Source organism: Bradyrhizobium sp. SZCCHNR1043 (assembly GCF_032489675.1).
GTDB lineage: Bacteria > Pseudomonadota > Alphaproteobacteria > Rhizobiales > Xanthobacteraceae > Bradyrhizobium.
This window is the reverse complement of record NZ_JAUEYN010000015.1, coordinates 82,597-107,196: the sequence shown is the minus strand read 5'-3', so window position 1 is coordinate 107,196 and position 24,600 is coordinate 82,597. Positions and strand designations below refer to the sequence as shown.

Annotated in this window: 27 protein-coding genes; 15 read left to right on the top strand and 12 right to left on the bottom strand. The window is 65.1% G+C overall.

Features of this window, described 5'->3' with window-relative positions; translation table 11 throughout:
- Positions 1-73 precede the first annotated feature (73 nt).
- Both QX039_RS25545 and QX039_RS25540 read left to right on the top strand, forming a co-directional pair.
- Positions 74-1,330: a DUF1236 domain-containing protein gene (locus QX039_RS25545; RefSeq protein WP_315774323.1), complete on the top strand. Its 1,257-nt coding sequence runs from the start codon at positions 74-76 to the stop codon at positions 1,328-1,330.
- Between the two features lie 230 nt (positions 1,331-1,560).
- Positions 1,561-2,298, top strand: a complete 738-nt coding sequence (locus QX039_RS25540; protein WP_315737718.1) for a tetratricopeptide repeat protein — start codon at positions 1,561-1,563, stop codon at positions 2,296-2,298.
- Between the two features lie 98 nt (positions 2,299-2,396).
- On the opposite strand, the gene QX039_RS25535 is transcribed toward QX039_RS25540, so the two are convergent.
- A complete protein-coding gene (locus QX039_RS25535; RefSeq protein WP_315759029.1) occupies positions 2,397-2,879 on the bottom strand; it encodes a PaaI family thioesterase in 483 nt (160 codons plus the stop codon).
- A gap of 196 nt (positions 2,880-3,075) precedes the next feature.
- On the opposite strand from QX039_RS25535, the gene purL reads away from it, so the two are divergent.
- Complete coding sequence (gene purL / locus QX039_RS25530) at positions 3,076-5,283, top strand: phosphoribosylformylglycinamidine synthase subunit PurL (RefSeq protein ID WP_315774277.1); 2,208 nt, start codon at positions 3,076-3,078, stop codon at positions 5,281-5,283.
- A gap of 298 nt (positions 5,284-5,581) precedes the next feature.
- On the opposite strand, the gene QX039_RS25525 is transcribed toward purL, so the two are convergent.
- Positions 5,582-6,778, bottom strand: coding sequence for an acyltransferase (locus QX039_RS25525; protein ID WP_315774279.1), 1,197 nt, complete (start codon positions 6,776-6,778; stop codon positions 5,582-5,584).
- 432 nt (positions 6,779-7,210) lie between these two features.
- On the opposite strand from QX039_RS25525, the gene QX039_RS25520 reads away from it, so the two are divergent.
- Positions 7,211-7,384 (top strand): DUF1328 domain-containing protein, encoded by a 174-nt coding sequence (locus QX039_RS25520; protein ID WP_009031962.1) that lies wholly within the window; start codon positions 7,211-7,213, stop codon positions 7,382-7,384.
- Between the two features lie 81 nt (positions 7,385-7,465).
- Here the strand turns inward: QX039_RS25520 and QX039_RS25515 are convergent, their stop codons facing one another.
- Entirely contained in the window at positions 7,466-7,831 is a 366-nt protein-coding gene (locus QX039_RS25515) for a DUF427 domain-containing protein (RefSeq protein WP_315737356.1), read from the bottom strand.
- A 251-nt stretch (positions 7,832-8,082) separates the two neighbouring features.
- Here QX039_RS25515 and QX039_RS25510 point away from each other — a divergent pair, with 251 nt between their 5' ends.
- Both QX039_RS25510 and QX039_RS25505 read left to right on the top strand, forming a co-directional pair.
- Positions 8,083-8,322, top strand: a complete 240-nt coding sequence (locus tag QX039_RS25510) for a BolA family transcriptional regulator (RefSeq protein WP_315737357.1) — start codon at positions 8,083-8,085, stop codon at positions 8,320-8,322.
- A 38-nt stretch (positions 8,323-8,360) separates the two neighbouring features.
- The gene (locus QX039_RS25505) at positions 8,361-9,563 is read left to right on the top strand and encodes a low temperature requirement protein A (protein WP_315774281.1); all 1,203 of its coding nucleotides are present in this window, start codon (positions 8,361-8,363) and stop codon (positions 9,561-9,563) included.
- Here QX039_RS25505 and egtD read toward each other — a convergent pair.
- Together egtD and egtB are read right to left on the bottom strand one after the other, a co-directional pair.
- Positions 9,539-10,510: an L-histidine N(alpha)-methyltransferase gene (gene egtD / locus QX039_RS25500; protein WP_315737359.1), complete on the bottom strand. Its 972-nt coding sequence runs from the start codon at positions 10,508-10,510 to the stop codon at positions 9,539-9,541. The two genes, QX039_RS25505 and egtD, sit on opposite strands and share 25 nt — an antisense overlap.
- A gap of 54 nt (positions 10,511-10,564) precedes the next feature.
- Positions 10,565-11,815 (bottom strand): ergothioneine biosynthesis protein EgtB, encoded by a 1,251-nt coding sequence (gene egtB / locus QX039_RS25495; RefSeq protein ID WP_315774283.1) that lies wholly within the window; start codon positions 11,813-11,815, stop codon positions 10,565-10,567.
- Positions 11,816-12,121: 306 nt separating this feature from the next.
- Between egtB and grxD the strand changes: the two genes are divergently transcribed.
- Together grxD and QX039_RS25485 are read left to right on the top strand one after the other, a co-directional pair.
- On the top strand, positions 12,122-12,460 hold the full coding sequence (gene grxD / locus QX039_RS25490) for a Grx4 family monothiol glutaredoxin (protein ID WP_006609190.1): 339 nt from the start codon (positions 12,122-12,124) through the stop codon (positions 12,458-12,460).
- 114 nt (positions 12,461-12,574) lie between these two features.
- Positions 12,575-13,795, top strand: coding sequence for a serine hydrolase domain-containing protein (locus QX039_RS25485; protein WP_315737719.1), 1,221 nt, complete (start codon positions 12,575-12,577; stop codon positions 13,793-13,795).
- A gap of 3 nt (positions 13,796-13,798) precedes the next feature.
- On the opposite strand, the gene QX039_RS25480 is transcribed toward QX039_RS25485, so the two are convergent.
- The 7 genes from QX039_RS25480 to QX039_RS25450 all read right to left on the bottom strand — a co-directional run bounded on the left by QX039_RS25480 (position 13,799) and on the right by QX039_RS25450 (position 20,404).
- Entirely contained in the window at positions 13,799-14,866 is a 1,068-nt protein-coding gene (locus tag QX039_RS25480; RefSeq protein ID WP_315774285.1) for a threonine aldolase family protein, read from the bottom strand.
- A gap of 73 nt (positions 14,867-14,939) precedes the next feature.
- A complete protein-coding gene (locus tag QX039_RS25475; protein ID WP_315774287.1) occupies positions 14,940-15,494 on the bottom strand; it encodes a hypothetical protein in 555 nt (184 codons plus the stop codon).
- A 204-nt stretch (positions 15,495-15,698) separates the two neighbouring features.
- Positions 15,699-16,316, bottom strand: a complete 618-nt coding sequence (rpsD, locus tag QX039_RS25470; RefSeq protein WP_011925811.1) for a 30S ribosomal protein S4 — start codon at positions 16,314-16,316, stop codon at positions 15,699-15,701.
- A gap of 213 nt (positions 16,317-16,529) precedes the next feature.
- Positions 16,530-17,354 (bottom strand): acyltransferase, encoded by an 825-nt coding sequence (locus QX039_RS25465; RefSeq protein WP_315737363.1) that lies wholly within the window; start codon positions 17,352-17,354, stop codon positions 16,530-16,532.
- Between the two features lie 293 nt (positions 17,355-17,647).
- Complete coding sequence (locus QX039_RS25460; protein ID WP_315737364.1) at positions 17,648-18,421, bottom strand: HpcH/HpaI aldolase family protein; 774 nt, start codon at positions 18,419-18,421, stop codon at positions 17,648-17,650.
- 13 nt (positions 18,422-18,434) lie between these two features.
- Complete coding sequence (murI, locus tag QX039_RS25455; RefSeq protein ID WP_315737365.1) at positions 18,435-19,232, bottom strand: glutamate racemase; 798 nt, start codon at positions 19,230-19,232, stop codon at positions 18,435-18,437.
- 995 nt (positions 19,233-20,227) lie between these two features.
- Positions 20,228-20,404, bottom strand: a complete 177-nt coding sequence (locus QX039_RS25450; RefSeq protein WP_315737366.1) for a helix-turn-helix domain-containing protein — start codon at positions 20,402-20,404, stop codon at positions 20,228-20,230.
- A 140-nt stretch (positions 20,405-20,544) separates the two neighbouring features.
- Here QX039_RS25450 and QX039_RS25445 point away from each other — a divergent pair, with 140 nt between their 5' ends.
- From QX039_RS25445 to QX039_RS25415, 7 genes are all read left to right on the top strand, one after another.
- On the top strand, positions 20,545-20,958 hold the full coding sequence (locus tag QX039_RS25445; protein ID WP_315737367.1) for a hypothetical protein: 414 nt from the start codon (positions 20,545-20,547) through the stop codon (positions 20,956-20,958).
- Between the two features lie 69 nt (positions 20,959-21,027).
- Positions 21,028-21,699: a transposase gene (locus tag QX039_RS25440; protein ID WP_316219531.1), complete on the top strand. Its 672-nt coding sequence runs from the start codon at positions 21,028-21,030 to the stop codon at positions 21,697-21,699.
- Positions 21,700-22,385: 686 nt separating this feature from the next.
- Positions 22,386-22,568: a hypothetical protein gene (locus QX039_RS25435; RefSeq protein WP_315737369.1), complete on the top strand. Its 183-nt coding sequence runs from the start codon at positions 22,386-22,388 to the stop codon at positions 22,566-22,568.
- Between the two features lie 141 nt (positions 22,569-22,709).
- On the top strand, positions 22,710-23,039 hold the full coding sequence (locus tag QX039_RS25430; protein ID WP_315771036.1) for a metalloregulator ArsR/SmtB family transcription factor: 330 nt from the start codon (positions 22,710-22,712) through the stop codon (positions 23,037-23,039).
- Complete coding sequence (locus tag QX039_RS25425) at positions 23,036-23,515, top strand: SRPBCC domain-containing protein (protein ID WP_315771038.1); 480 nt, start codon at positions 23,036-23,038, stop codon at positions 23,513-23,515. Before QX039_RS25430 ends, QX039_RS25425 begins: the two co-directional genes overlap by 4 nt.
- Positions 23,516-23,529: 14 nt before the next feature.
- Entirely contained in the window at positions 23,530-23,943 is a 414-nt protein-coding gene (locus QX039_RS25420) for a GFA family protein (RefSeq protein ID WP_315771040.1), read from the top strand.
- Between the two features lie 302 nt (positions 23,944-24,245).
- The gene (locus QX039_RS25415; protein WP_315771041.1) at positions 24,246-24,518 is read left to right on the top strand and encodes a hypothetical protein; all 273 of its coding nucleotides are present in this window, start codon (positions 24,246-24,248) and stop codon (positions 24,516-24,518) included.
- Positions 24,519-24,600: the final 82 nt, after the last annotated feature.

The window sequence follows — 24,600 nt, the reverse complement described above, 5'->3', positions numbered from 1 at the left end:
ACATTGGCTGGGAACTGCCGCCATCATTCTCGCGATCGGCGCGGGTGCGAATGCCGCGTCAGCGCAATCGGAAATGAAGCACGAGGGTGGCCCGGCGGCGGCCTCGCCGCGCGAGGCGGCCCGTCCGGGCGCGGAGTCGAAGGGCGGCGGCGCTGCCGCGGCGGAACGCGCCGGGTCCGATGCGAAGCAGAGCGCGCAGGATCTGCGCCGCAGCGAACCTTCGTCCTCGACCGGGCGCGAGCAGGCGCAGGAGCGAGCCTCGGAGCGCTCGGCGCATGAGACCAAGCAGGGCGCTGACAGCAAGGCTGAGCGCGGGCCGGCCTCGGCGCAGCGCGACCACGATGCCAAGGACAGCGCCGAGACCAGGTCCCAGGCTGACAGCAAGCAGTCTGACAGCAAGGGCAAGGCCGAGTCGAAGCAACAGCAGGGACGCGCCGACGAACCGCGCAAGGGCGAGGATCGCGCGGCCGAGAGCAAGTCGGGTGCAACCGACCGCAAGTCCGACCGCGAGGCCGATCGCAGCGGCATCGACAAGAGCCGACAGAGCCAGGACGAGCGCAAGGCCGGCACGTCGGACCAGGCGGCCGACAAGCAGACCGACCGCAGCAGGCAGGCCAATCAGCCGGGCGCAACGGACAGCAAGAGCACGACCGCGCAGCAGAACCAGCAGACCGGTCCGGCCGGCGCCACCGCGGGCAAGCCGGATGCGACCGGGCAGGCCAGCAACCAGACCCAGACCAACAGCACCCGCTCGAGCACGCAGGTTTCGGTCAACGAGCAGCAGAAGACCCGCGTGGTCGACCAGCTCAAGCGTGATCACGACTTCGACCGTGCCCGCGCCGATATCGACATCCGCATCAATGTCGGCGAGCGCCTGCCGGAGCGCGTGCGGCCGCGTCCGCTGCCGTCGGACATCGTCACCATCGTTCCGCAATATCGCGGCTACGAGTATACGGTTGTGCATGACGAGATCGCCATCATCGATCCGCGCAGCCGCGAGATCGTCGACGTGATCCCGCAAAACGGCATGCGCGCCGATCTCGGCTATGACCGCGGTGGCTACGGCGTAAGCTCGACCCGCATCGTGCTGTCGGACGATCAGCGCCAGATCCTGCGCCGCGCCGCCACCGAGACGGGCACGGTGGGCTCGACGACATCGCCATCGACCTCGTCCGGACCGAGCTGCCTGAGCCTGCGCCGCGTGCCCGATGAGCTCGCGCGCAGCAATCCGGAACTCGCCAACTACCAGTATCTGGCGATCGGCGAGCAGGTCGTGCTGGTCGACCCGCGGGATCAGAAGGTGGTGCAGGTCATCGACCAGCAGCAATAACGGCGCGGCGATACGACGGCGGCTCGAGGGCGGGAGCGCGACGCGCTTCCGCCCTTTTTGCGCGACAGGATCGCCTTCCGTACGGCGATTGAACGCTCTGCTGTTTGAACCGGCCGTTGTCCCGATGCGTCCAACCGGCATCGTCAATTGAGCCGGCGGATGCGGGATTGTCGGCCGCGCTCGGCCACGCTATCAACGTCGGCGTGTAGGGATTGGCCGTGGGGACCATCGTGCCGGTTGCACTCGTCATTATACTTCTTCAGATCTCGCTGATCTACCACGCCTCGCGTACCGGGCGGATGCAGCCCTGGGCGTTCATCATTTTGCTGGTCCCCTTGATCGGCGCGCTCGCCTACATCGTGGTCGAGCTGGTGCCGGAATGGCTGGGCAGCCACGACGTCCAGAAGGCGCGCAAGCGCGTCGCCAACAAGCTCGACCCGGAGAAGTACTACCGCGAGTTGTCCGATCGTGTCGCGATCACGGACACGATCGCCAACCGCGCGGCGCTGGCCGAGGAATGCGTCGCCGTCGGACGCTATGACGAGGCGGAGCAGCATTACGATCACATCCTGAGCCTGCCGATGGGCCACGAGCCGCTGTTCGCGCTCGGCAAGGCCAAGGCGCAGTTCGCGCGCCGCCGCCCCGCGGATGCGCTGGCGACGCTCGACGAGCTGCAGAAGGCCTGGCCGGACTACAATTCGGCCGAGGCGCATCTGCTCTATGCGCGGGCTTTGCAGGAAGCCGGCCGCACCGACGAGGCTATCGAGGAGTACCAGGCGCTGCTGGACTATGCGCCGGGCAGCGAGGCGAAGGTCCGCTACGGCACGCTGCTCAAGCTGGTCGGCCGGATCGATGAGGCCAAGGTCGTGTTCACCGAGCTGCTGATCCAGATGAAGCGCGCGCCACGACATGTGCGCAAGGCGCAGGCCGAGTGGATCGCCCTCGCCGAGAAGCAGCTCGCGGGGTGAGCCGGAAGCCCGGGTGAGTGCAGCGATATCCGGGTTCACGGACAGCGCGCGTGAGACCCCGGATATCGCTGCGCTCATCCGGGCTACGACATCATCCGCTACGGCGAGTTCGCCGCCTCCGGCGTCCGCCGCTTGACCCGCTTGATGGTCCCAGAGAACGAGAACAGCGGCCTCGGGCCGGAATGCAGCATGCCGCGCAGGAAGATCAGCGAGGCGCCGGCGCGGGTGACCTCGCCGGTAGCCTCGATCAGTTCGCCCTCACGCGCGGCATCGAGGAACTCGGACGAGAACGACACCGTGACACCCGGGCCCTGCATGATCGGCGCGGCGAAGGCGAACAGGCAGTAGTCGGCGAAGGTCATCAGGCAGCCGCCATGGACGTTGCCGCCGCCGTTGAGGTGCTTCTTCTCGACCCGGAAGGCGCAGCGGATCGAGCCATCGTCCTCCATCCGGTGCCAGAATGGCCCGGTGTGGGATTCGTAGCTGTCGCGCATCCAGGTCCGCCAGCCGGCGAACTCGCCGTCGGTCGCGATGTGGATGCCAGGACGGTTCTCGAAGGCGGAACGGGACAGGTCGTGCACGTGTCAGGGCCTTTAACTGTTGATTTACCGTCTTAAATCCGATTGGTCGCCAATCTGCAAATATCCCTTCTGGCGGTCCGGGCCAAAGCTCTGGACAGGGCGGAATAGGGCCGTAAAAGGCCTTTTCCCGCCCTGGCGATCTTTCTATGAAGCAGGCTTCAAGGGACCAGCGGCCCACGGGCAAAGGCATTTCTCCATGCGCAATGAACCGCAGATCACCCCCGAGCTCGTCGCCGCCCACGGGCTGAAGCCCGATGAATATGAGCGCATCCTGAAGCTGATCGGGCGGGTGCCGACCTTCACCGAGCTCGGCATCTTCTCGGCGATGTGGAACGAGCACTGCTCGTACAAGTCGTCGCGCATCCATCTGCGGGGACTGCCGACCAAGGCGCCCTGGGTGATCCAAGGCCCCGGCGAGAATGCCGGCGTGATCGACATCGGCGACGGCCAGGCGGTCGTGTTCAAGATGGAGAGCCACAACCACCCGAGCTACATCGAGCCGTACCAGGGTGCGACCACCGGCGTCGGCGGCATCCTGCGCGACGTGTTCACGATGGGCGCGCGCCCGATCGCCTGCCTGAACGCGCTGTCGTTCGGCGCGCCGGAGCATCCCAAGACCCGGCATCTGGTGTCCGGGGTGGTGGCCGGTATCGGCGGCTATGGCAACTCGTTTGGCGTTCCGACGGTCGGCGGCCAGACCCGCTTCCACACCCGCTATGACGGCAACATCCTGGTCAACGCCATGGCGGTCGGCCTCGCCGACGCCGACAAGATCTTCTATGCGGCGGCCTCCGGCGTGAACATGCCGATCGTCTATCTCGGCTCCAAGACCGGCCGCGACGGCATTCATGGCGCCTCGATGGCCTCGGCCGAGTTCGACGATTCCTCGGAGGAGAAGCGCCCGACGGTGCAGGTCGGCGACCCCTTCGCCGAGAAGCTGCTGCTGGAGGCGTGCCTGGAGATCATGGCCGCGGACTGCGTGATTGCGATCCAGGACATGGGTGCGGCCGGCCTGACCTGCTCGGCGGTCGAGATGGGCGCCAAGGGCGACCTCGGCGTCGATCTCGATCTCGATGCCGTGCCGACCCGTGAGATCGGCATGAGCGCCTACGAGATGATGCTCTCCGAAAGCCAGGAGCGCATGCTCATGGTGCTGAAGCCGGAGAAGGAGAAGGAGGCGGAAGCGATCTTCCGCAAATGGGGGCTCGATTTCGCGGTGGTCGGCTACACCACGCCGAGCAAGCGGTTCGTGGTGAAGCATGGCGGCGACGTCATGGCCGACCTGCCGATCAAGGAGCTCGGTGACGAGGCGCCGCTGTACGACCGTCCGCATGTGGCCTCATCGGCGCTGCCGGTGATCCATGCCCGCGAGGTCAAGGCGCCCCTGGACATCATCCCGGCGCTGGAGAAGCTCGTCGCAACGCCCGATCTGTGCTCCAAGCGCTGGATCTGGGAGCAGTACGACCATGTGATCCTCGGCAACACCGTGCAGCGCCCCGGCGGCGATGCCGCAGTGGTGCGCGTGCAGGATGGCCCGAAGGGGCTTGCGCTCACCGTCGACGTCACGCCGCGCTATTGCGAGGCCGACCCGTTCGAGGGTGGCAAGCAGGCCGTCGCGGAGGCCTGGCGCAACATCACCGCGGTCGGCGGCCGGCCGCTCGCCATCACCGACAATCTCAATTTCGGCAACCCGGAGCGGCCCGAGATCATGGGGCAGTTCGTCGGCTGTCTGAAAGGCATTTCGGAAGCCTGCCGCGCGCTCGACTTCCCCGTCGTCTCCGGAAACGTCTCGCTCTACAACGAGACCAATGGCCGCGCGATCCTGCCCACGCCGTCGATCGGAGGCGTCGGCCTGCTCGATGATTTCACCAAATCGGCGAGCATCGCGTTCAAGGCCGAGGGCGAGGCGATCCTGTTGATCGGCGAGACCCATGGCTGGCTCGGCCAGTCGGTCTACCTGCGCGACATCTGCGGCCGCGAGGAGGGCGCCCCGCCGCCGGTCGATCTCGCCGCCGAGAAGCGCATCGGCGATGTCGTCCGCGGCATGATCCATGCGGGCACGGCGACGGCCGTACACGATCTCTCCGACGGCGGCCTGCTGGTGGGGCTCGCCGAGATGGCGATGGCCTCCGGGATCGGCGCGCGGCTGCTGGCCGCGCCTGCGTCGATCGTGCCGCATGCCTATTGGTTCGGCGAGGACCAGGCGCGCTATCTCGTGACGGTGCCGGAGACCGAGGCTGGCCGCGTGCTCGCCAAGATGCGCGGCGCCGGCGTGTCGTGCACGCGCATCGGCACCACCGGCGGCACAGCGCTTGCCATCGCTGGCGAGGCGTCGGTCGACGTCACTGCGCTCAAGACCCGCTTCGAGAGCTGGCTGCCCGGCTACATGGGCGGGGCCGCCTAACTCACCCTTGTCGTCCCGGACAAGCCACGACGGCGCAAGGCGCCGTCGCGGCGCCGATCCGGGACCCAGACTCCGCGGCCGCGGTTGTCACGCACGCTGGTCGTTGAGCTCTTTCAACAACGACGCCCTGTGGTTATGGGTCCCTGCTTTCGCAGGGACGACAGGGGAGTTTGCCGTGAGCGCCGCAGCCTTGCCCGGCGTCATTGCGAGCGAAGCAATCCAGGATTCCATCGGCGGATGCAGTCTGGATTGCTTCGTCGCTTCGCTGCTCGCAATGACGGAGGAGACAGGATCGTCCTTACAACACGTTCTTCGCGCCCGGAATCTGCCGCAGCACCCACGTCGCACCCCAGCTCAGGAGCACGGTGGCGACGAAGGCGATCGGGGCCTTGGCAATGGCCGGCAGATTGAGGTCGAACAGCCAGTACTGGATCCACAGCACGATCGGATAGTGCACCAGGAACATGCCATAGGCATCGGCCTGCATGCGATCGAGCACGGAGAATTCCGAGCGGCGGTTGTTGAGGAAGTAGGACAGGATCGCGAACAGGATCGCGGCGCTGAAGATGACGAACAAGAAGCCGTAGGCCGCCTCGTACCACTGCGGCAACACGGGCGGATTGCCCAGCACCTGGCGCTTGATCGTGATCAGCACCCAGAGCAGCGCATAGGGCACGAGCGTGACCACGATCCAGGCCCCGAGTCCGCGCTGCGACATCTGCCCTTCTGCGGCCAGCAGGCCGCGTTCGAAATTGGCCGAGCCGATACCAGCCCCGACGTAGAAATAGGCAGCGTAGAGCAAGACGCGGCTGGCCTGCACCGAGAGCGGTCCGGCCTCGAACCAGAAGGTCGGGCCGAAATAGAGCCGGGACGGGATGTAGAGCACGCCAGTGATCAGCAGGAAGACGAAGAAGAAGTTGCCCGGATTCTCGAAGGCGCGCTGCGACAGCCGGTTGATCGGATCCAGCAGGCGCGGCGAGACGCGGTACAGCAGGGCCGCCGATGTGTCGAACGCCAGCAGCACCCAGATGAACCAGATCGGCCCGCTCGGCCATGGACCGACCGTGACGGTCTTCCACCAGAAGGCAGCGAAGCTGGCTTCTGGATTGGCGCGCAGCTCGATCGCGTAATAGGCAAACGGAATGACGGTCAGGGCCGCGATGGCGAAGGGCAGGCCAAGACGCAACAGCCGGTCGCGCAGGAATTGCAGCGTCGACTTGTGAGCAAGGCCCGACCACACGAACAGGCCCGACAGGAAGAAGAACATGGCCATGAAGAAGCTGTCGGTGGCCAGCACGATGGCATCGAAGCCGAGGAAGGACGTCGGATCGGTGTGCCCGAAATAGGTATAGGGAATCACGGCGTGGTGGAGCAGCACCACCAGCGTCAGGAATGTCCGGGCGTGATCGAGCGCGGCGTTGCGCGCCCGGGCGCGCGGGCGGGCCTGAAGCTCGACCTTTGCGGCCGCCGCCGATTGTGTAACCGATATGACCATATGCCCCCCAGCGTCGCTGCTGCCCGGCCCGTGCAGCGGATGTGACGTTCGCATCCCCTTCGCCGCGGGGCGTCACGCAAACGCCGTCCAAGGCTGCGCGAGCCGGAATGATTCAATGAGATCGTGTGACTGTCTGGCACCGTCATTCGCTGGAGACGCCCGCAAGCGAGCGAATGACGGCGCCGGACCACCAGATGTTGTCGTTGGTGCTGCAAATCAGCAAGTGCCGCGGTCCGCAAGCCGGTTTCTCACACCCTCTGCCGATTTCCGCTCCCGATATCCTTACGAACCGACGACCTACGAAGTTACGGGCGGGACTGCCGTGGGTTGCGCACTTCTCGGCGACGGGATCGATGGCCGAAGGAACCGGTTCCCCGCGGCATCGTTAGTGAGGCGCCGCGCCGGCACGGCGCAGAACCGGAGGACCATACCGTGACACTTCTCAAATGGGCGTTGCTGTTCTTCGTGATCTCGGTGGTGGCCGGTATTCTCGGCTTCACCGGCATTTCGGCAGCTTCCGCCGACATTGCGCGGATCCTGTTCTACATCTTCCTGGTGATCTTCCTCGTGCTCCTGATTCTGGGGCTTACGATTTTCAGAGTGTAGCACGCCATCAGGTCAGTGACCGAAACGACCGCCGCGCCGGTATGGCCTCGCGCCGGCCGCGCGGCGGGCTGTCACCGCAGTTCAATCAACTGCGATCTCCTCGATCCGCACCTTGTCCGGATAGAACGCCAGGTGACCCGAGATCTCGGTCATCGCCGGGAAGGGCGCCTCGTAGCTCCAGATCGCATTGTCCAATGTCTTGCCGTTGGCGACGACGCTGAAATAGCTCGCATCCCCCTTGTACGGACAATGGGTGACACGATCGGTCTTCTGCAGGGCCGCCATGTCGACGTCGGCCCGCGGCACGTATTGAACCGCGGGGTAGCTCGCTTCCTTCAGCGTCAACGCGCGGGTGGTGTCGGCAATCACGGCGCCGTCGGCGATCACCCGCACACGTTTCGGATTGGGGGTGATGGTGATCGGGTGATCCGGTCCTGGAAGCTTCATGTCGCCCTCACGATTCAGCCTTTTGGGTGCGTCACCCGGTCCGACGTATCTCGTTTGATCCCGGTATATAGTGGTTCCGCGCGTGACCTCGAAAGCGGTTCGCGCTAGATTTCACCATCACGGTCCCGCGAGAACGCCTTGATTCGCCGTGCTCGGCGGGCCACTGATGGGAGTGCAGCCAAGCCGCGGGCCCTGCGGGCTACATCGTCCACGGGATGCGGCGCCTGCCCGACATAAGGAGATGCACCGGGATGCCCATGGATGCCCACGATATCGAGCAGATGATCAAGTCTGCCATCCCTGACGCCCAGGTGACGATTCGCGATCTCGCCGGCGACGGCGACCATTACGCCGCGACGGTGATCTCGGAATCGTTCCGCGGCAAATCCCGCGTGCAGCAGCATCAGCTCGTCTATCAATCGCTGCGCGGCCAGATGGGTGACGTGCTGCACGCTCTGGCGCTGCAGACCGGCGTGCCTGAGCAGCGCTGACCGTTCATTGCAGATCGCGCAGCACGCATCCGGGGGAGATGGCGGTGGACGATCCGCGTGGTGCGCTGTTTCGCGTCATCGAGCCGAACCGGCACAGCCGGGTCACGTTCGTCGAGCTGTTCTTCGATCTCGTCTTCGTCTACGCGGTGACGCAAATCTCGCACTATCTGATCGGCCATTTCTCGCCGCTCGGCGCCGCCCAGACAGCCGTCCTGTTTCTCGCGGTCTGGTGGGTGTGGGTCTACACCGCCTGGGTCACCAACTGGCTCGATCCCGAGAAGGCGCTGGTCCGAGGTCTCTTGTTCGCGCTGATGCTGGCGGGCCTCGTGCTGTCGATGTCGATCCCGCGGGCGTTCGACGACCGCGGCCTGTGGTTCGCCATGGCCTACGCCGCCATGCAGGTCGGCCGGACCGCGTTCTGGTTGACCGCGACGCCGCCGCAGCGATCTGCCGTCCGCCGCAACGCCGCCCGCATCCTCTCCTGGCTCAGTGCCTCCGCCGTGCTCTGGCTGCTCGGCGGCCTTGCCGAGGGCCCGGCGCGGATGGGGCTGTGGGGGGCGGCGCTCACCCTGGAATATGTTTCGCCGGCCGTCCGCTTCTGGGTCCCCGGGCTGGGTGCATCCACCGTGGAGGACTGGATGGTCGAAGGCGGCCACATGGCGGAGCGCTGTGCGCTGTTCATCATCATCGCGCTCGGCGAATCCATCGTCGTCACCGGCGCGACCTTTGCCGAGCTCGACTGGACCGGAGCCAACATTGCCGCCTTCGCCAGCGCCTTCATCGGCACGGTGGCGATGTGGGCGGTGTATTTCAACCGCGGCGCCGAGGCGGGATCGGAGGTGATTTCGCAGTCGGCGCAATCCGGGCTGATGGCGCGCTCGGCTTACACCTACTTGCACATGCCGATCGTCGCCGGCATCATCGTGTCGGCCGTGTCGGACGAGATCGTCCTGAAGCACCCGCTCGGGCATGCCGACCTGAATACGGCGGCGACAACGATCGGCGGTCCGTTCGTGTTTCTGCTCGGGACCATCCTCTTCAAGTTCAACATCCGCGGTTTCCTGCAGTTGTCGCACGGCGCTGGACTGCTGGCGCTGATCGGGCTCGGCTGGTTCGCGACCGAACTGTCGCCTCTCGTGCTCTCGGCCCTGACGAGCGCGTTGCTGGCGATCGTCGCCTTGTGGGAGACGCTGTCGCTGCGATCGAAGCCAGAGCCTCACGCCTCGGCGACGAGCGCCTGAACCGAGAACATCTTCTCGGCATCCGTCCACACGGTCCGGACTTTCCAGCCAGAACCACGGGCCAGCGCGCCGAAGCGCTCGATGCTGTATTTGTAGCTGTTCTCGGTGTGGATGCTCTCACCGGCGCGGAACGAGAGGGTGGTGCCGAGCAGCCGTACAGTCTGCGGCTTCCGCGCCACCAGATGCATCTCGATGCGGTGCTGCTCGCGATTGTAGATCGCCCGGTGGACGAAGGCGGACAGGTCGAAATTGCCGCCGAGCTCGCGGTTCATCCGCAACAGCAGATTGAGATTGAAGCGCGCGGTCACGCCGGCCGCGTCGTTGTAGGCGGCATGCAGGACGCGCTCGTCCTTCTCCAGGTCAACACCGACGATCATCAGCGCGCCGGTCCCTAAGATCTCGCGCGCCGAGCGCAGGAAGCGGCAGGCCTCGTGCGGCTCGAAATTGCCGATCGTCGATCCCGGAAAGAAGCCGACCTTCGGCTTGCCTTCGATGGCGTCAGGTAGTTTGAACGCCGTGGTGAAGTCGGCGACGACCGGGTGCACGGCGAGCTGCGGGAAGTCGCGGCGCAGGCTGTCGGCCTGTGCGGTCAGGAACTCGCCGGAGATATCGACCGGCACGTAGGCCGCGAAGCGGCAGCTTTCCAGCAGCAGCCGCACCTTGGTGGTGGCGCCGGCGCCGAACTCGACCAAGGCCGCCTCATCGGGAATGATCGCAGCGATCTCGGCGCCGCGATCCCTGAGAATGCCGAGCTCGGTGCGGGTCGGATAGTACTCCGGCAGCCGCGTGATCTGCTCGAACAGATCCGATCCCGCCGCGTCATAGAAATACTTCGGCGACAGCTGCTTGGGCTGCTGCGCGAGGCCTGCGACGGCATCGCGCGCGAATGCCGACGTCTCGGCGTCGGGAAGGTGAGCGTTGGACAACGTGTTGACGTGCACGTTCATGATACTCTCCTGGACGCGCACGGGCGCGACTGTCGGGAAGCGAATGTGGGTTGATCAGGCGTAGTCGGCGAGCCGGAGCCCGGTGAATTGCCAGCGATGATGCGGATAGAAGAAGTTGCGATAGGTGACGCGGCTGTGGCCTGCCGGCGTCGCGAGCGATGAGCCGCGCAGCACCAGCTGATTGACCATGAATTTGCCGTTGTACTCGCCGAGCGCGCCTTCGATGGCACGATAGCCGGGATAGGGGCTGTAGGCGCTGCGGGTCCATTGCCACACGGCGCCGAAGGCATCGTTGAGCTGGTTGCCACGCACGGCGACCTCCCACTCCATCTCGGTCGGTAGGTGCTTGCCGCGCCAGCGCGCGAACGCATCAGCCTCGTAGTAGCTGACGTGGCAGACGGCTGCGTCGGGATCGACGGTCGTCAATCCGCCCAGCGTCATGATGCGCCACTCGCCCTCGACCTTGTACCAATGACCGGGAGCCTGCCAGCCCTCGCGGCTGGCGGCAGCGAAGCCGTCCATGAGCCAGAGCGTGGCGGTCCGGTAGCCGCCGTCATCCATGAAGGCGAGCCACTCGGCATTGGTGACGAGATTGCGCGCGATCCCGACCGGCCCGACGAGCGCCCGATGCGCCGGCCCCTCATTGTCGAAATGGTAACCATCGCCGGCGTGCCCGACGGTGTGGATGCCTTCGGGGAGGTGGACCCAATCCTTGCCCCGGTCCGTTGGGGACGGAAATGTCCACGATGGATCGTAGGCCGGCGCCGTCGGATTCTGCGCGAACGCATGCAGGATGTCGGTCAGCATCAGCTCCTGGTGCTGCTGCTCGTGATTGAGGCCGACCTCCACGAGCGGCGCCACGGCTGCCAAGGTCGCGGCATCGGCTTGGTCCAGGAAGTCGACCATGGCCGCGTCGACATGCCGGCGGTACGCCGTGATCTCGGCCACCCCCGGGCGGGTGATCAGGCCCCGCTCGCCCCGCGTGTGGCGCGGGCCCGCACTGACGTAATAGGAGTTGAACAGGAAGGCATAATCGGGGTGAAAAGGGGCATATCCTCGGCAGTGCGCGCCGAGCACAAATTGCTCGAAGAACCAAGTGGTATGGGCGCGATGCCATTTGGCCGGACTGGCGTCCGGCATCGATTGCATGACCTGGTCTTCCGGGGTCAGCGGGGCCGCCCGGGCTTCGGTCTCGTTCCGGACCGCGAGATACGCCTCGATCAGACTGCCGGCCAGGCGACCCGGCCCAGGGGTTTGCGCAGCGGTGATCTGATGCGGGGCCGTGGCGGACGCTGAACTGGTCACGAGGGTCTCCGTTTGCCGGGAGAAAACGATGTTCGACGGAACAAGTTCCTTTTGGGCGGTTCGTCCTAGATAGGGGCTTGGTTACGGGATGAAACCCTCGTGGCGGCTATAATATTGCTGCCATCAGCCTATGGTCCGGCCGGGTGACTGTGTTGCGGAATGATCCTCGGCATTTTACTTTGGCTGAACAACGGTTTGCGCTACATATAAGACAGTGACGGTCGGCTCTGGACGAAATCTGTCCGGCGGCGACCCGCGCGGCACCGAGCCCCAGGCGTTCCTTGAGGCGCCCTAGAGGAAGCGAAGATGAGCATTGAGCAATTCATTGACAACGAAGTGAAGTCGAACGACGTCGTCCTGTTCATGAAGGGGACGCCGCAGTTTCCGCAGTGCGGATTTTCCGGCCAGGTCGTGCAGATCCTCGACCACGTCGGCGTCGGCTATAAGGGCCTCAACGTTCTCGAATCTGCCGAGCTGCGCAACGGCATCAAGACGTTCTCGAACTGGCCGACGATTCCGCAGCTCTATGTGAAGGGCGAGTTCGTCGGCGGCTGCGATATCGTCCGCGAGATGTTCCAGAGCGGCGAACTGCAGCAGCTGTTCACCGACAAGGGCATCCCGGTCGGCACGGCGGCCTCGGCCTGAGCTATCCGCGGACATCCCCCAACGCAGCGCTGACGGGATTGTCGGCGCCGCGTTGATGGCACGGCGCGGCAGCGTGCGATGTCGAGAGCAAGACTGACGGGCGGGGCTGGCGTCATGGACGGCCTCGTCTCGCGACGCGCGTTGCTCGGCGCACTCTTCGCGGCGCCCATGCTGCCGTGCCTGGCCCGCGCAGGCGCACAGTCGCCGCGCGATCTCGACCGGCGGCGCCTCGAGGCGGTCCCGACCTATTTCCGCGACGAAGTCTCCGCCGGCAACATTCCGGGCGCGGTCGTGCTGATTCAGCAGCACGACAGCCCTGTCCTGCTGCAGAGTTTCGGTGTTCGCGATCCCGCGACGCGCGCGCCGATGACGGAGGATGCGATCTTCCGCATCTACTCGATGTCGAAGCCGGTCACGTCGGTGGCGGCGATGATGCTGGTCGATGACGGCAGGCTGAAGCTCGATGATGCGCTGGCGAGCTACATTCCCGCCTTCGCTGACGTGAGGGTCGGCGCTGCTCCGGTGGCGCGCCCGATCACCATCCGCGATCTGCTGCGCCATACCTCCGGCATCACCTACGGCTTTTATGGCGAGACGGCCGTGCGCCGGCTCTATGCGAAGGCGCCTCTGTTTGACGGCGACATCGACAACGCCACCTTCGTCGAGCGCCTCGCCAGGCTGCCGCTGGCCGAGCAGCCTGGCACGGTGTGGGACTACGGCCACTCGACCGACGTGCTCGGGCGTGTGATCGAAATCGTCTCCGGCCGCTCGCTCTATGAGTTCGAGCAGGAGCGGCTGCTCGGGCCGCTCGGCATGCGCGAGACGGCGTTCTTCCTCGCCGACCCGAGCCAGCGTAGCCGCGTCGCCGAACCGTCGCCGCGCGACTGGTTCGATCGTCCGATCGCCGGCATCGACGATCCCATTCGGCCCAGACGCTGGGAGTCGGGCGGGGCGGGGATGATCAGCACCATCTCCGACTACGCGCGGTTCGCTCAGATGCTGCTGAACGGCGGTGAGCTTGACGGCCGCTATTATCTCAAGCCTGAGACCGTCGCGGTCATGACGCGGGATCATGTCGTTGGGGCGGGAATTCGTCGTGACGACCTCTATTTTCCCGGCGCCGACAGCGGCTTCGGCTTGGGTTTCTCCGTGCGCATCACGGAGAAGCCTCCGGTGCCATCAGGCGAATATGGCTGGGACGGCGTCGGCGGGACGTTCTTCTTCATCGATCCCGCCGACGACCTGTTCGTCATCGTCATGATGCAGGCGCCCTCGCAGCGCGGCCGCATCGCGAGCGATGTGCGGCGGCTGGTCTATGCGGCGCTCGCACCATGATCCTCATGCTCCGCGCAAGATCTCCCGGACATGGCCGATGGTCTCCTCGATCATGGCTGCGGTCACGTCGAGATGGGTGCAGGCGCGGATGCGGCCGTCCATCATCGCGAGCAGCACGCCGCGCTTGCGCAGCTCGGCCACCATCTTGTCGCCGGGCACACCGGCGCCGTCGGGCTTGAAGAACACGAGATTGGTCTCTGGCTCCTGGACCTCGACGCCCTGGATCTGCGACAGCCCGCGCGCCAGCGCCCGTGCATTGGCGTGGTCCTCGGCGAGCCGGTCGACATGGTGATCGAGCGCGTAGATGCAGGCTGCCGCGACGATTCCGGCCTGGCGCATCGACCCGCCGAGCCGCTGCTTCCAGCGCCACACCTCGTCGATGAAGGCGGCGCTGCCGGCGAGCACGCCGCCGATCGGCGCGCCCAGCCCCTTGGAGAAATCGATCCAGGCCGAATCCCAGCCCGCGGTCATCTGCGCCGCCGGAATGCCGGTGGCGACGGTGGCATTGAGCAGCCGGGCGCCGTCCATGTGCGTCGCCATGCCCTGGGCCTTCGCGATCTGCACGATCTCGTCGAGCGCGGCCTTCTTCCAGATCGTGCCGCCGCCGATATTGGCGGTCTGCTCGACGCTGACGACGGTCTGCGGCGGCTGGTAGCGCGAGCGCGGATGCAGCGCGGCGCGGAATGTCTCCGGCGTGAACTGGCCGTCGGGCCCCTTCAACTGCGTCACCTGGAAACCGCCGAGCGCGGCATGGGCGCCGCCCTCGCGCGAGATGATGTGCGCGGTCTCATGCGCGAGGATCTCGTCGCCCGGCCGGCAATGCACCAGCGTCGCCGCGACGTTGCACATCGTGCCCGACGGCATCAGCACCGCGGCCTCCTTGCCGAGCAGCGCGGCGACGCGGCCGCACAATTCATGCACGGTCGGATCGTCGCCGATCTGCTCGTCGCCGACCTCGGCGCGCGCGATGGCCTCGCGCATCGCGGCTGTCGGGCGGGTCTGCGTGTCCGACAACAGGTTGACGCGCACGGGCGGCGCCTTGGGATCGCGCGGGGGCGGGGTGTAATACATCGGCAGTCCTCGTTCGGCTCATCACGACCCGACCTTACCCAACTCGCATCGCCCCCGCAAAACGCCTCCTCGATTACGCCGCGCGCGGCGGGTTGAGCCAGATGTCCGGCCGTCGCAACGGCCGGGTCTCGATCGGCTCGGCCACCAGCGGCGGCGCCTCGGTGCAATCGAACACCCAGGAGTCGAGCGGGCTCTGCCGTGACGGTGAAAGAAGCAGCGCGGCGCCCGGCCGCTGCCGCCGGATGTTCCAGCCCATGTTCACCGCGGCCCAGCCGACCAGCATGGTGTGCCATTCGTCGGCGAGCTCGCGCGAATCATCGAAACAGTGGAGGAGCTCGAGCGCGTAGGGATCGTGGCGAAGCTGCGCGTCGGCAAAGGTGAGCCCGGTGCCGAGATGGCGGATCACATGGGCTGTCGCATCGGACTGGACGTGCCAGCAGGAGCGTTCGAGAATGTCGAAGACCGTCGAAGGGTAGAGGCCGTCATTGAATCGGTAACGGATCCCCGAGGACCGTGCGCGTAACGGTGAAGCGCTGAGGGGCGGCGCCCGCAACGGCGGCAGAGGCGGAGCACCGACCGCATCGGTCGGCAACGCACCGAAGATGATATTGCGCCTGTTGAACTCCATGGCGAACGCCCCGCTACTTTACAACTGCAGACAGTGAATCACGGGACGGATTCGCTGTCAGCCCAGCTTGGGGCGATTTCGTGGCAGGTGTGGCATTCGGGAATCGGTTCGTCCCATCCGAAAAGAAGCCCAAAAAGGAAAGGCCCCGGCGCGTGCCAGGGCCTTCGGATTATCAGATGGGATCGGACCGCGGTCCGGTCAAGATCAGCGCGAGTAGAACTCGACGATCAGATGCGGCTCCATCTGCACCGCGAACGGCACGTCCGACAGCGCGGGGATGCGGATGAACTTCGCGGTCATCTTGGAGTGATCGGCCTCGATGTAGTCGGGCACGTCACGCTCGGCGAGCTGGGTCGCTTCCAGCACCACGGCGAGCTGCTTGGAGGCTTCCTTGACCTCGATCACGTCGCCCGGCTTGACCTGGTAGCTCGCGATGTTGACCTTGCGGCCGTTCACCTTGATGTGGCCGTGGTTGATGAACTGGCGCGCGGCGAACATGGTCGAGACGAACTTGGCGCGGAAAACGACGGTGTCGAGACGGCGCTCCAGGATGCCGATCAGGTTCTCACCGGTGTCGCCCTTGAGACGGCCGGCCTCGACATAGATGCCGTGGAACTGGCGCTCGGAGATGTTGGCGTAATAGCCCTTCAGCTTCTGCTTGGCGCGCAGCTGCACGCCGAAGTCCGAGAGCTTGCCCTTGCGGCGCTGGCCGTGCTGGCCGGGGCCGTATTCGCGGCGGTTGACGGGGCTCTTCGGGCGGCCCCAGATGTTCTGGCCCATGCGGCGATCGATCTTGTACTTCGCCTCACTGCGCTTAGTCATCGCGTCCTCTTCGATCAAGTTAGGGTTTGAGGAAACGCGCCCTCCTGTGTGTCCGGAAGCCCGGTCCACCGACAGGCCCATCCCCAAAGCATGAAGGGATGAAGGCCACGGGTCGCGAAACGCAACGCGGGCCGAAACCGGCCCGCGAGCAGGCGGGTTCTACGGGAGAACCTGCCGACTTGTCAAACCGCAACCGGCGCTTTTGCCGGCGAATCACCGCTGCGGCTCTCCCGCAACGGTAATTTTCTGCCGCGCAGCCGGGAATCCGGGTACGGCCTCCGCCGGCCCACGGCCGCACGGGGGTCCGGCCTTCAGCTCGGCCGCGATCTCCCCGTTCAGCACCTGCTCGAGCCGGATTGCGGTCCTGGCCATCATGGCGCCGTCGGTGACCCGGTGGTCCCAGCGGATCAGGATGGCCAGGGTATGGTCGGGCTGGATGACGTCGTAATTGACGATGAACGGTCCCGGGCTCAGGGCCAGCAGCTGGCCGCCACCGCAGGCGGCGACGCTGGTCACGGAGAAATTGCCGAACCAGTTGGCCCGCTGCCGGCCGAAGCCGAGCCCGACCCACCAGGCGAACCGGCGCAGCGGCAACGGCAGCCGGGTCGCCCGCATGATCTTGCGGAACATGGCGACGTCCTCGACCGGCGCCTCCTTGCCCTGCCGGATCACGGCATCGATCTCGGCCAGGGTCATGGTCTCCGGCCCGGAGATGCGCTGCGGCAGCACGCAATCCTCACCATGTTCGACCCGGGCGATGGTGACGGTGGCGACGCTGCGCGGCAGCTCGTAGAAGCAGGGCCAGGGCCATTTGACGTAGAGCGTGCGCAGCACCGGCTCGTCGCGGGCGACCAGGGCGAACGCCTTGACGAAGATCGCGGCGAAACCGGGCGGACGGACGGCCGCGGCGCGGGCCTCGAGCAGCGGGCCGATATGGATCGTACGCGCCAGCGACACGAACGGCACGTCACGCGAGGCATGCATCAGATCGATGATCAGACGGCGGTGCAGCGAGATCGGCTTGGTTGTTCCGCGCATCGTGAGATCGATCGCTCCCGCTGGTTTCTGTCTTGGCCGTCTCGCGTGGCCGTTGCTTGGTGGCTCCCGGCCTGGGCCGGTGGCGGGCCTCTGTTAGCACCGGGGCGCCGTGCAGCAAACGCCTCGTTTGGGCGTCAGGGCGCCGGCGAGGCGAGCGGCTTGGTCTTGTCGACCACCCCGAGCCCGGGCAGGGCCGGCGACAGGCCGAGAATCGTCTTTTTCATCATGGTGTTCCCCCCAACTCTTGTTCTTTGTTTGGAACGTGAAGGACCGGCCCAAGCCGGCCGCCGACTCTAGCGCTTGATCCCCTCGAAGCTCGCGGCAATGCCGCGCTGGAACAAGGACCAGTCGAAGCCGAGCGCCAGCGCCAGGTAGCCGCGCGCGATCATCGCATTGGCCTGATCGGCCGAGCGCGCGGCGCCGCCGATCGGCACGCCCGATCTGAGGATGCCGGCCTCGGCGCGCGCGATCAGGGATTTGACTTCGGGATCATCGAGCTGACCGCGCTTGTTGATCGAGGTCGCCAGGTCGCCGGGGCCGATGACCGCGATGTCGATGCCGGGCGCTGCCATGATCTCGTCGATCCGCTCGACCGCCTCGACATGCTCGATCGTCACCATGCAGATCATGTCGTCGTCGGCGGTCGCCATGTACTCGGCCATCGACACGTTCCAGCGAAAGGGGGCGTGGAACGGACCCCACAGACGGTCGCCGCGGGGCGGATAGCGCACGCTGCGCACTGCCTTCTCGGCCTCAGTGCGGCTCGAGATCATCGGGAAGTTGATGCCGAGCGCGCCGAGGTCCATCGGCGCTTTCGCCAGATGCGGCTCGTTGGCGGCAATGCGCACCAGCGGCACGCAGGGCGTGCCTGCTGTGGCGGTGATCATCGCATGCGCGGTGGAGAGATCGATCGGGCCATGCTCGAGATCGACGATGATCCAGTCGAGCTGCTGCGCCATGATGCGCACGGTCTGGATGCTCGGGATGGTGGCGATGGCGCCGAACGTCGGCTGCTTGTCGCGCCAGGCCTGCTTGAGGCGGTTGAGCGGTCGGGGCGCTGTGGACATCGGACGGTCTCCGTCAGGCCGGGACGCGGCCGCCGAAATAGGGCGTGAGCGCGCGGCCGAGCTGATGTGGCTTGTTCGAGGTGAAGATCATCGCGGAGTCGCCGTCGTCGGCATGGCCGGATGCTGGGCCCAGCAGCTCCACGACGCGGCGCGCGATGGCCGGCGCCGGATCAATCCAGGAGACCGGCCAGGGCGCGAGGCGTTCGAGCCGGTCGAGCAGCAGCGGATAATGCGTGCAGGCCAGCACGACCGTGTCGGTCCGGCCTGCCGGATCGGCGGCCTCGCCGGTGAAGCAGGGCGCGATCTCGGCGGCGATGGCCGCATCGCTGACCTGGGCGCCGCTGAGCGCGGCCTCTGCCAGCGACGCGAGATCCGGCGAGCCGACCAATGTGACGGTGCAGCCTTGCGCGAAGTCGCGGATCAGCGCGTGGGTGTATTCGCGCGCCACCGTGGCCTTGGTGCCGAGCACCGAGACGCGCCTGGTCTGCGACTGCGCGCAGGCCGGCTTGATTGCCGGCACGGTGCCGACGAAAGGCACGGCATAGGCGGCCCGCAGCGGCGCCAGCGTCTGCACCGAGGCGGTGTTGCAGGCGATCACGATCAGGTCGGGCCGGTGCGCGGCGATCAGTTCGCCCATCAGCGGCACCACGCGGGCGATCAGGGCCTGCTCGCTGTGATGGCCGTAGGGGAAGAAGGCGTCATCGGCGACATAGACGTAATGCGCGTCCGGCCGGGCGCGCACCACCTCGCGCAGCACGGACAGGCCGCCGAGGCCTGAGTCGAAGACGAGAATCGTCGGGCGGTGGGTCACGTGGCGAGTCTACCGGAATGGGAGGGGTGATTCAGTCGGTTTTTCTGCGGGGTTTGGCAGGAATGAGGCGTCTGGGTGTGTTCCGGCGGCGGTGGCGAAGGTTCAAAGCTGCGCATTGGGGCCACGGTGGCTGTCAAAATCTCAGTGTCATCCCGGCGAACGCCGGGATCCATAACCACCGGCGGGGTTGGGCGTGCGAGCTGGACGCTCCAGCGTGCGTCACACAACCGCTGCGGAGTATGGGTCCCGGGTCGGCGCCGCGCCAACGCTGACGCGTTGCCGCAGCTTGCCCGGGACGACAGTGGAGTTTGTAGGCACAGCATCTCATCCTCGCGCCCGCCTTCGCGTCCGAGTGTTGCTCGTCTGATCACCCTCTCGAGAATGAGGGCGCGGGAAAGGCCGGGTGCCGGTCGCACCCATGGCCCGCCTGCGAAAAAAATGCAGGCGGCAGGAACCACAGGTACGGGCCGGATCATCCGGCCTTCCCCGCGCGATGGCGTTACGGCTTATACGTGATCTCCCCGGGGATCGGCTTTATTGCCCCCGTCGCCCGCGCGCTCGTCGAACTTGCGCACCGGACTTGGCATCAGCACCGGGATGCCAGGACCACACGATTTCGCCGTGCGCATCGGATCGTTCGTCGGCATGATCGCTCACGCTGCAACCCGACACGCCCACCGCATCCCGCACCCAACGCTCGTGACGATCGCGAAACGCCCCTCAAGTGAGGCGGGACGGCGCGAAGGATAGCATATGATTCCGAAAAACAGAAGAAAAATCTTCGAGGCCGCCGGCCGAAACCGTGATCCCCTTGTAACGATTTGGCAAACCTGATTTTTGCTGCCGGCAATCCCGTCTTGCTGTCCCCGGGCGGAGCATGGTTCCCTGGCTGGATGATCGGGAGGTTGATGATCTGGGTCGTCGCGGCGCGGGCTCGGCTGGGCCCGTGCCGGACGCCGCGCGCTGGCGCGGATCATTGGCGCGTTGCAAGGGCCTCACCGAAATCCGTCGGGCCCCTGCGCCTTCCAAGCCTTGATCCAGTCATGCAGGATCTTGCGCGATATCCCAAGCTCGCGCGCAACCGGCAGAACGCCTTCGCCTCGCTCGACACGCTTGATCGCCTTCAGTTTGTAGGCCGTCGGAAATTGACGGTTCTTTCCTCTTGCTGCCACAGGTCATCCTCGGAATGCCTGTCACTTGAGATTATCGTGTCTCACTTGAGGGGTGCAGTCCAGCACTGTCACCGTAATAACCAAGGGAGCCGGTGCCGAAGGGCATATCTACTTCGATTCTGTCAACGGGGGCTTCTAGCATGGACTTCAGTAATCTGGGGCCTTTAGTGCCCGACACGGAAGCGAAGCAAATACGTGCGCGTCTTCTAGCGCGTCCTGAGGGCTATTTCGTTTCGGACCGCTCGGATGCAATTCCGATCGCTTGCAGAATTGAGTCAACGGAGCGTGCTGATGAACTTCAAGAAAGTTGGTTCTCTGGAGTTCAAGCTGTGATCGTCTATGTGGAGAATTACGAAACCATGATTCGTACCACCGCGCCGGCTGTGCTTCAGTTTCTGAAAGCTCGGGAGCCTTGGCAAGATTTTGACGTCTGCATCTTCGATGACGAGATAAGCTGGTGTGTCGCCTTGACTCACAACGATGAGGCGAAGCGGGTGAGACTGGTGAATTACGGTGACAGTGCTGGACTGCACCCCTCAAGTGAGACGCGATAATTTCAGTGACAAGTTACGGTGACAGTACACTTAATTTGACATGCGCCGTCCGAGCGTGCAAGGTGGCGCATGGCTCGCCTTGCCCGTGTCGTCGTCCCTGGTCTGCCGCACCACGTCACCCAGCGCGGCAATGGCCGGGCGCGAACATTCTTCGGCGACGACGACTACGCGCTGTACCGCGATCTGCTCGCGACCCATTGCCGGGCGGCTGACGTCGCGGTGTGGGCGTGGTGCCTGATGCCGAACCACGTGCATCTGATCCTGGTGCCGTCGGATGCCGACGGCCTGCGCCGGGCGCTGTCGCGGGTGCATCGCATCTATGCCGGCGTCATCCAGGCGCGCCGCAAGCGCAGCGGGCATTTCTGGCAGGGGCGGTTCGGCGCGGTGGCGATGGACGAGGCGCATCTGGCGGCGGCGCTGCGCTATGTCAGTCTCAATCCGGTGCGGGCGCGGCTGGTGGCTCGCGCCCAGGACTGGGCCTGGTCGAGCACGCGCGCGCATCTGCGCGGGCGCGACGACGGCCTGACCGCGCGCGAGCCCGTGAAGGCGATGTTCCCGGACATCGCCGGACTCCTGACCCGCGCGCCGGAGGACGAGGAGGCTCTGTTCGCCCGCCTTCGCGCCGCCGAGAACATTGGCCGGCCGATCGGCGGTGACCGCTTCCTCACCCGCATCGAGAAAATGACCGGGCGCGTGCTCAAGCCGGCCAAACGTGGGCCGAAGCCGGCAGAGGAGGATTGAGCGGGGGACGCTGAAACGAGGCTTGCGCAGTTTTGTGCACTGTCACCGTAACTCTGTCACCGTAACTCGAGTATCTGATGTCACCACTGTTGCGGTATCGGCATGAGAGCTTGAGGGAGAGGTGATTTCGTGGGCTGCAATCAGCTAGAACCCTTGCGATCATTACGATATTGGACCGATAACCAGCTATGATCATGCAACAGTTTCTCAAACGCACGTTCCAAAGTGGATGATCGATATCCGTTTGTGTCAGATGGTCCGCCAAGCTAACAAAGGGCACGCGTATGGTTGATGTAGCTTTGACTATCTTCATATTCGGAATGACTTGTTGGACGGACTGGTATTTTGGACGCTTAATTATAAGCGCCGTTCGATCCGGAACGTGGTCGATGAATGGCGCTATATTTAACCGATCGGCTCGTCCCGGAATGTACTACTTCGCTATCTTCGGAGCCCTTCTGTTCGTGATCATAATGACGGCTGCGTCCTATGCGGTGGCCACGAAATGGCTGCGGCAGTAGTAGCTGGTCAAAGAACGATCAAAGGAAATTGACGATGGGAACCTTTGCGGAAGACTGGGCCGAAAATTTTGTTCGCGATTTGAGGGGCGCTCTAGATGTGCCTCACGGCATTACCGCGGGCTATAATGCCTACGTTCAAATGACAAACGCCTTTATGATCAATCAATGGACACCGTCTACGTGATGCTACTGATCACGACCCTCGTTCTGGGGTTCGTCGCAACCGTCCTATGGGGGACAGACTTCGAGTGGTTTGGGCGCGATGTCGAGGCTGCTTACATCTTCAAGCTGGTCGGCATCGGGCTGTTCGTGTTTTTCTTAATCGCGATCACTTTCGGCCTCCTCTGAGACTTCACAAACCCAATTTCGGTGACAGCACTGAAGACCGGAATCGCTGTTCAGAACGCGGGGGCGGGCAGCTACGTCGGGATCAACGTAACCGATAACATTAGTATTGACTAATGAATTAGTACTTGCTATTGTTTCTGCATGACCGAAGCTGAAACCGTTACGGCCGTCATGCGCGCGCTGGCCGACCCCACGCGGCGCGCGGTGTTCGAGCGCATCGTCGAGGCCGACGAGATCACCGTCGTCGAGTTGACCCGCGGCAGTACCGTCACGCAGGGCGCCATCTCGCAGCATCTGAAAGCCCTGAAACAGGCCGGCCTGGTCTGCGAGCGCCCCGAGGGGCGCAATGTGTTTTATCGCGCCGAGCCGCGCGGCCTGGAGCCGCTGGCCGACTGGATGAGCCATTACGGCGTGTTCTGGCGCGACCGTTTCGCCAAGCTGAAAAACCTGCTGAAGGACATCGATCCATGAACCAAGCCGTGAATGCGGACACGCAGGCCATTGTGGTCGAGGACACCTTCCCTCATGCGCCCGAGGTCATCTGGAGAGCCCTGACCAGCGGCGAACTGATCGGTCGCTGGCTGATGGCGCCGAAGGGATTTGAGGCCGTCGTCGGCACTCGGTTCACCTTTCAGACCACACCGGCGGGCGAATGGGATGGCACCATTCATTGCGAGGTGCTGGAGGTCGTACCGAACGAGCGGCTGTCCTACGCGTGGAAGGGCGGCCACGACAGCAATGTCGGCTACGGCGCGACGCTGGAGACGGTCGTCACCTTCAGTCTTTCCAAGGCGGACACCGGCACGCGCCTTCGCCTCGTCCATTCCGGCTTCGTGCTGCCGGCCAACGAGACGGCGTATCGCAAGATGGGCGAAGGTTGGAAGAAGGTGGTCGAGAAGCTCGACCAGGTCGCCGCCGAGCAGGCGTCATCGCAGCGGCCGCATTGAACGAGGAGAGCGACATGACGAAATCCTATGCCGGCGGCTGCGCCTGTGGCGCGGTACGCTATGAGATCACGGGCGAGCCGGCCGTGATGCTGGACTGCCAGTGCCGGCAATGTCAGCGCGACAGCGGCACCGGGCATCAATCGCATTTGACCTTCGTCGCGGCGGAGGTGAAGGTCGACGGCGAGGTCTCGCATTGGCAGAGCGTCGGCGACGGCGGCACCGTCAAGCGGCGCGCGTTCTGCCCGACCTGCGGCTCGCACGTTCACCTGACATTTCCCGCGATGCCCGATGTGTTCATCGTTCCGCCGGCGAGCCTCGACGATCCCAGCCGCTACAAGCCGCAACTGGTGTCGTGGACTGCGGCGGGACAGGCCTGGGATCACCTCGATCCGGCGCTGCCGAAATTCGAGAAGATGCCGCCCAGGTGAGTTCGGTCGTTGGGCGTAGGAGGGTTGACGATCGACATTGTAGACCGCCCGTGTCTTCGTCCGCGAAGGCCGACGATCCAGTGCGCGGTGACGTCTCGGTCCAATATCTTCTGCTGCGGAGTACTGGATGCTCCGCTTTCGCGGAGCATGACAGCCGTGGAGATCGTGAGATCTCGACCCAGCACCCGCCGCCGATCTAGAAAATCGGCCGTCGATTCACCAGAACCTGAGCCGTGCCACCGGGTTGTACTCGGCTGCAGTTGAGCTCTAGGATCGCAAGATCATCCCCCACTGGCGGTCCGATGTCGCGATTTCTGAATTGGTTCTTCCGAAATCGCGCGACCGGCGAGATCACGATCGCCCAGATGCCCAACCCGGCGCTGTGGATCGTGCTGGCGGCCAGCCTTCTGAGCTGGGTTTGGCATCCGCCGGGTCAGGCAGGCGCCAATCTGGATTGTCTTGTCAAAGCCGGTCTCTTCGTCTGGGCGTTCGACGAACTCCTGCGCGGCGTCAATCCCTGGCGGCGCTGCCTCGGCGCAGCCGTGCTGGCGTATGTGATCGCGACCGCGGTTTAGTGGACATCAGCGCGTTGGCCACGTGATGATGTGCCCGCTTGACATGCATCAACGGATGACGATGGCTACCGACCGATGGTCG

Coding starts and splice junctions, on each gene's coding strand:
- QX039_RS25545 (WP_315774323.1), top strand. CDS start 74: ATGAAGCACGAGGGTGGCCCGGCGGCGGCCTCGCCGCGCGAGGCGGCC.
- purL (WP_315774277.1), top strand. CDS start 3,076: ATGCGCAATGAACCGCAGATCACCCCCGAGCTCGTCGCCGCCCACGGG.
- QX039_RS25525 (WP_315774279.1), bottom strand. CDS start 6,778: ATGGTCATATCGGTTACACAATCGGCGGCGGCCGCAAAGGTCGAGCTT.
- QX039_RS25515 (WP_315737356.1), bottom strand. CDS start 7,831: ATGAAGCTTCCAGGACCGGATCACCCGATCACCATCACCCCCAATCCG.
- QX039_RS25510 (WP_315737357.1), top strand. CDS start 8,083: ATGCCCATGGATGCCCACGATATCGAGCAGATGATCAAGTCTGCCATC.
- QX039_RS25505 (WP_315774281.1), top strand. CDS start 8,361: ATGGCGGTGGACGATCCGCGTGGTGCGCTGTTTCGCGTCATCGAGCCG.
- egtD (WP_315737359.1), bottom strand. CDS start 10,510: ATGAACGTGCACGTCAACACGTTGTCCAACGCTCACCTTCCCGACGCC.
- grxD (WP_006609190.1), top strand. CDS start 12,122: ATGAGCATTGAGCAATTCATTGACAACGAAGTGAAGTCGAACGACGTC.
- QX039_RS25485 (WP_315737719.1), top strand. CDS start 12,575: ATGGACGGCCTCGTCTCGCGACGCGCGTTGCTCGGCGCACTCTTCGCG.
- QX039_RS25480 (WP_315774285.1), bottom strand. CDS start 14,866: ATGTATTACACCCCGCCCCCGCGCGATCCCAAGGCGCCGCCCGTGCGC.
- QX039_RS25475 (WP_315774287.1), bottom strand. CDS start 15,494: ATGGAGTTCAACAGGCGCAATATCATCTTCGGTGCGTTGCCGACCGAT.
- rpsD (WP_011925811.1), bottom strand. CDS start 16,316: ATGACTAAGCGCAGTGAGGCGAAGTACAAGATCGATCGCCGCATGGGC.
- QX039_RS25465 (WP_315737363.1), bottom strand. CDS start 17,354: ATGCGCGGAACAACCAAGCCGATCTCGCTGCACCGCCGTCTGATCATC.
- QX039_RS25460 (WP_315737364.1), bottom strand. CDS start 18,421: ATGTCCACAGCGCCCCGACCGCTCAACCGCCTCAAGCAGGCCTGGCGC.
- QX039_RS25445 (WP_315737367.1), top strand. CDS start 20,545: ATGGACTTCAGTAATCTGGGGCCTTTAGTGCCCGACACGGAAGCGAAG.
- QX039_RS25440 (WP_316219531.1), top strand. CDS start 21,028: ATGGCTCGCCTTGCCCGTGTCGTCGTCCCTGGTCTGCCGCACCACGTC.
- QX039_RS25435 (WP_315737369.1), top strand. CDS start 22,386: ATGGACACCGTCTACGTGATGCTACTGATCACGACCCTCGTTCTGGGG.
- QX039_RS25430 (WP_315771036.1), top strand. CDS start 22,710: ATGACCGAAGCTGAAACCGTTACGGCCGTCATGCGCGCGCTGGCCGAC.
- QX039_RS25425 (WP_315771038.1), top strand. CDS start 23,036: ATGAACCAAGCCGTGAATGCGGACACGCAGGCCATTGTGGTCGAGGAC.
- QX039_RS25420 (WP_315771040.1), top strand. CDS start 23,530: ATGACGAAATCCTATGCCGGCGGCTGCGCCTGTGGCGCGGTACGCTAT.
- QX039_RS25415 (WP_315771041.1), top strand. CDS start 24,246: ATGTCGCGATTTCTGAATTGGTTCTTCCGAAATCGCGCGACCGGCGAG.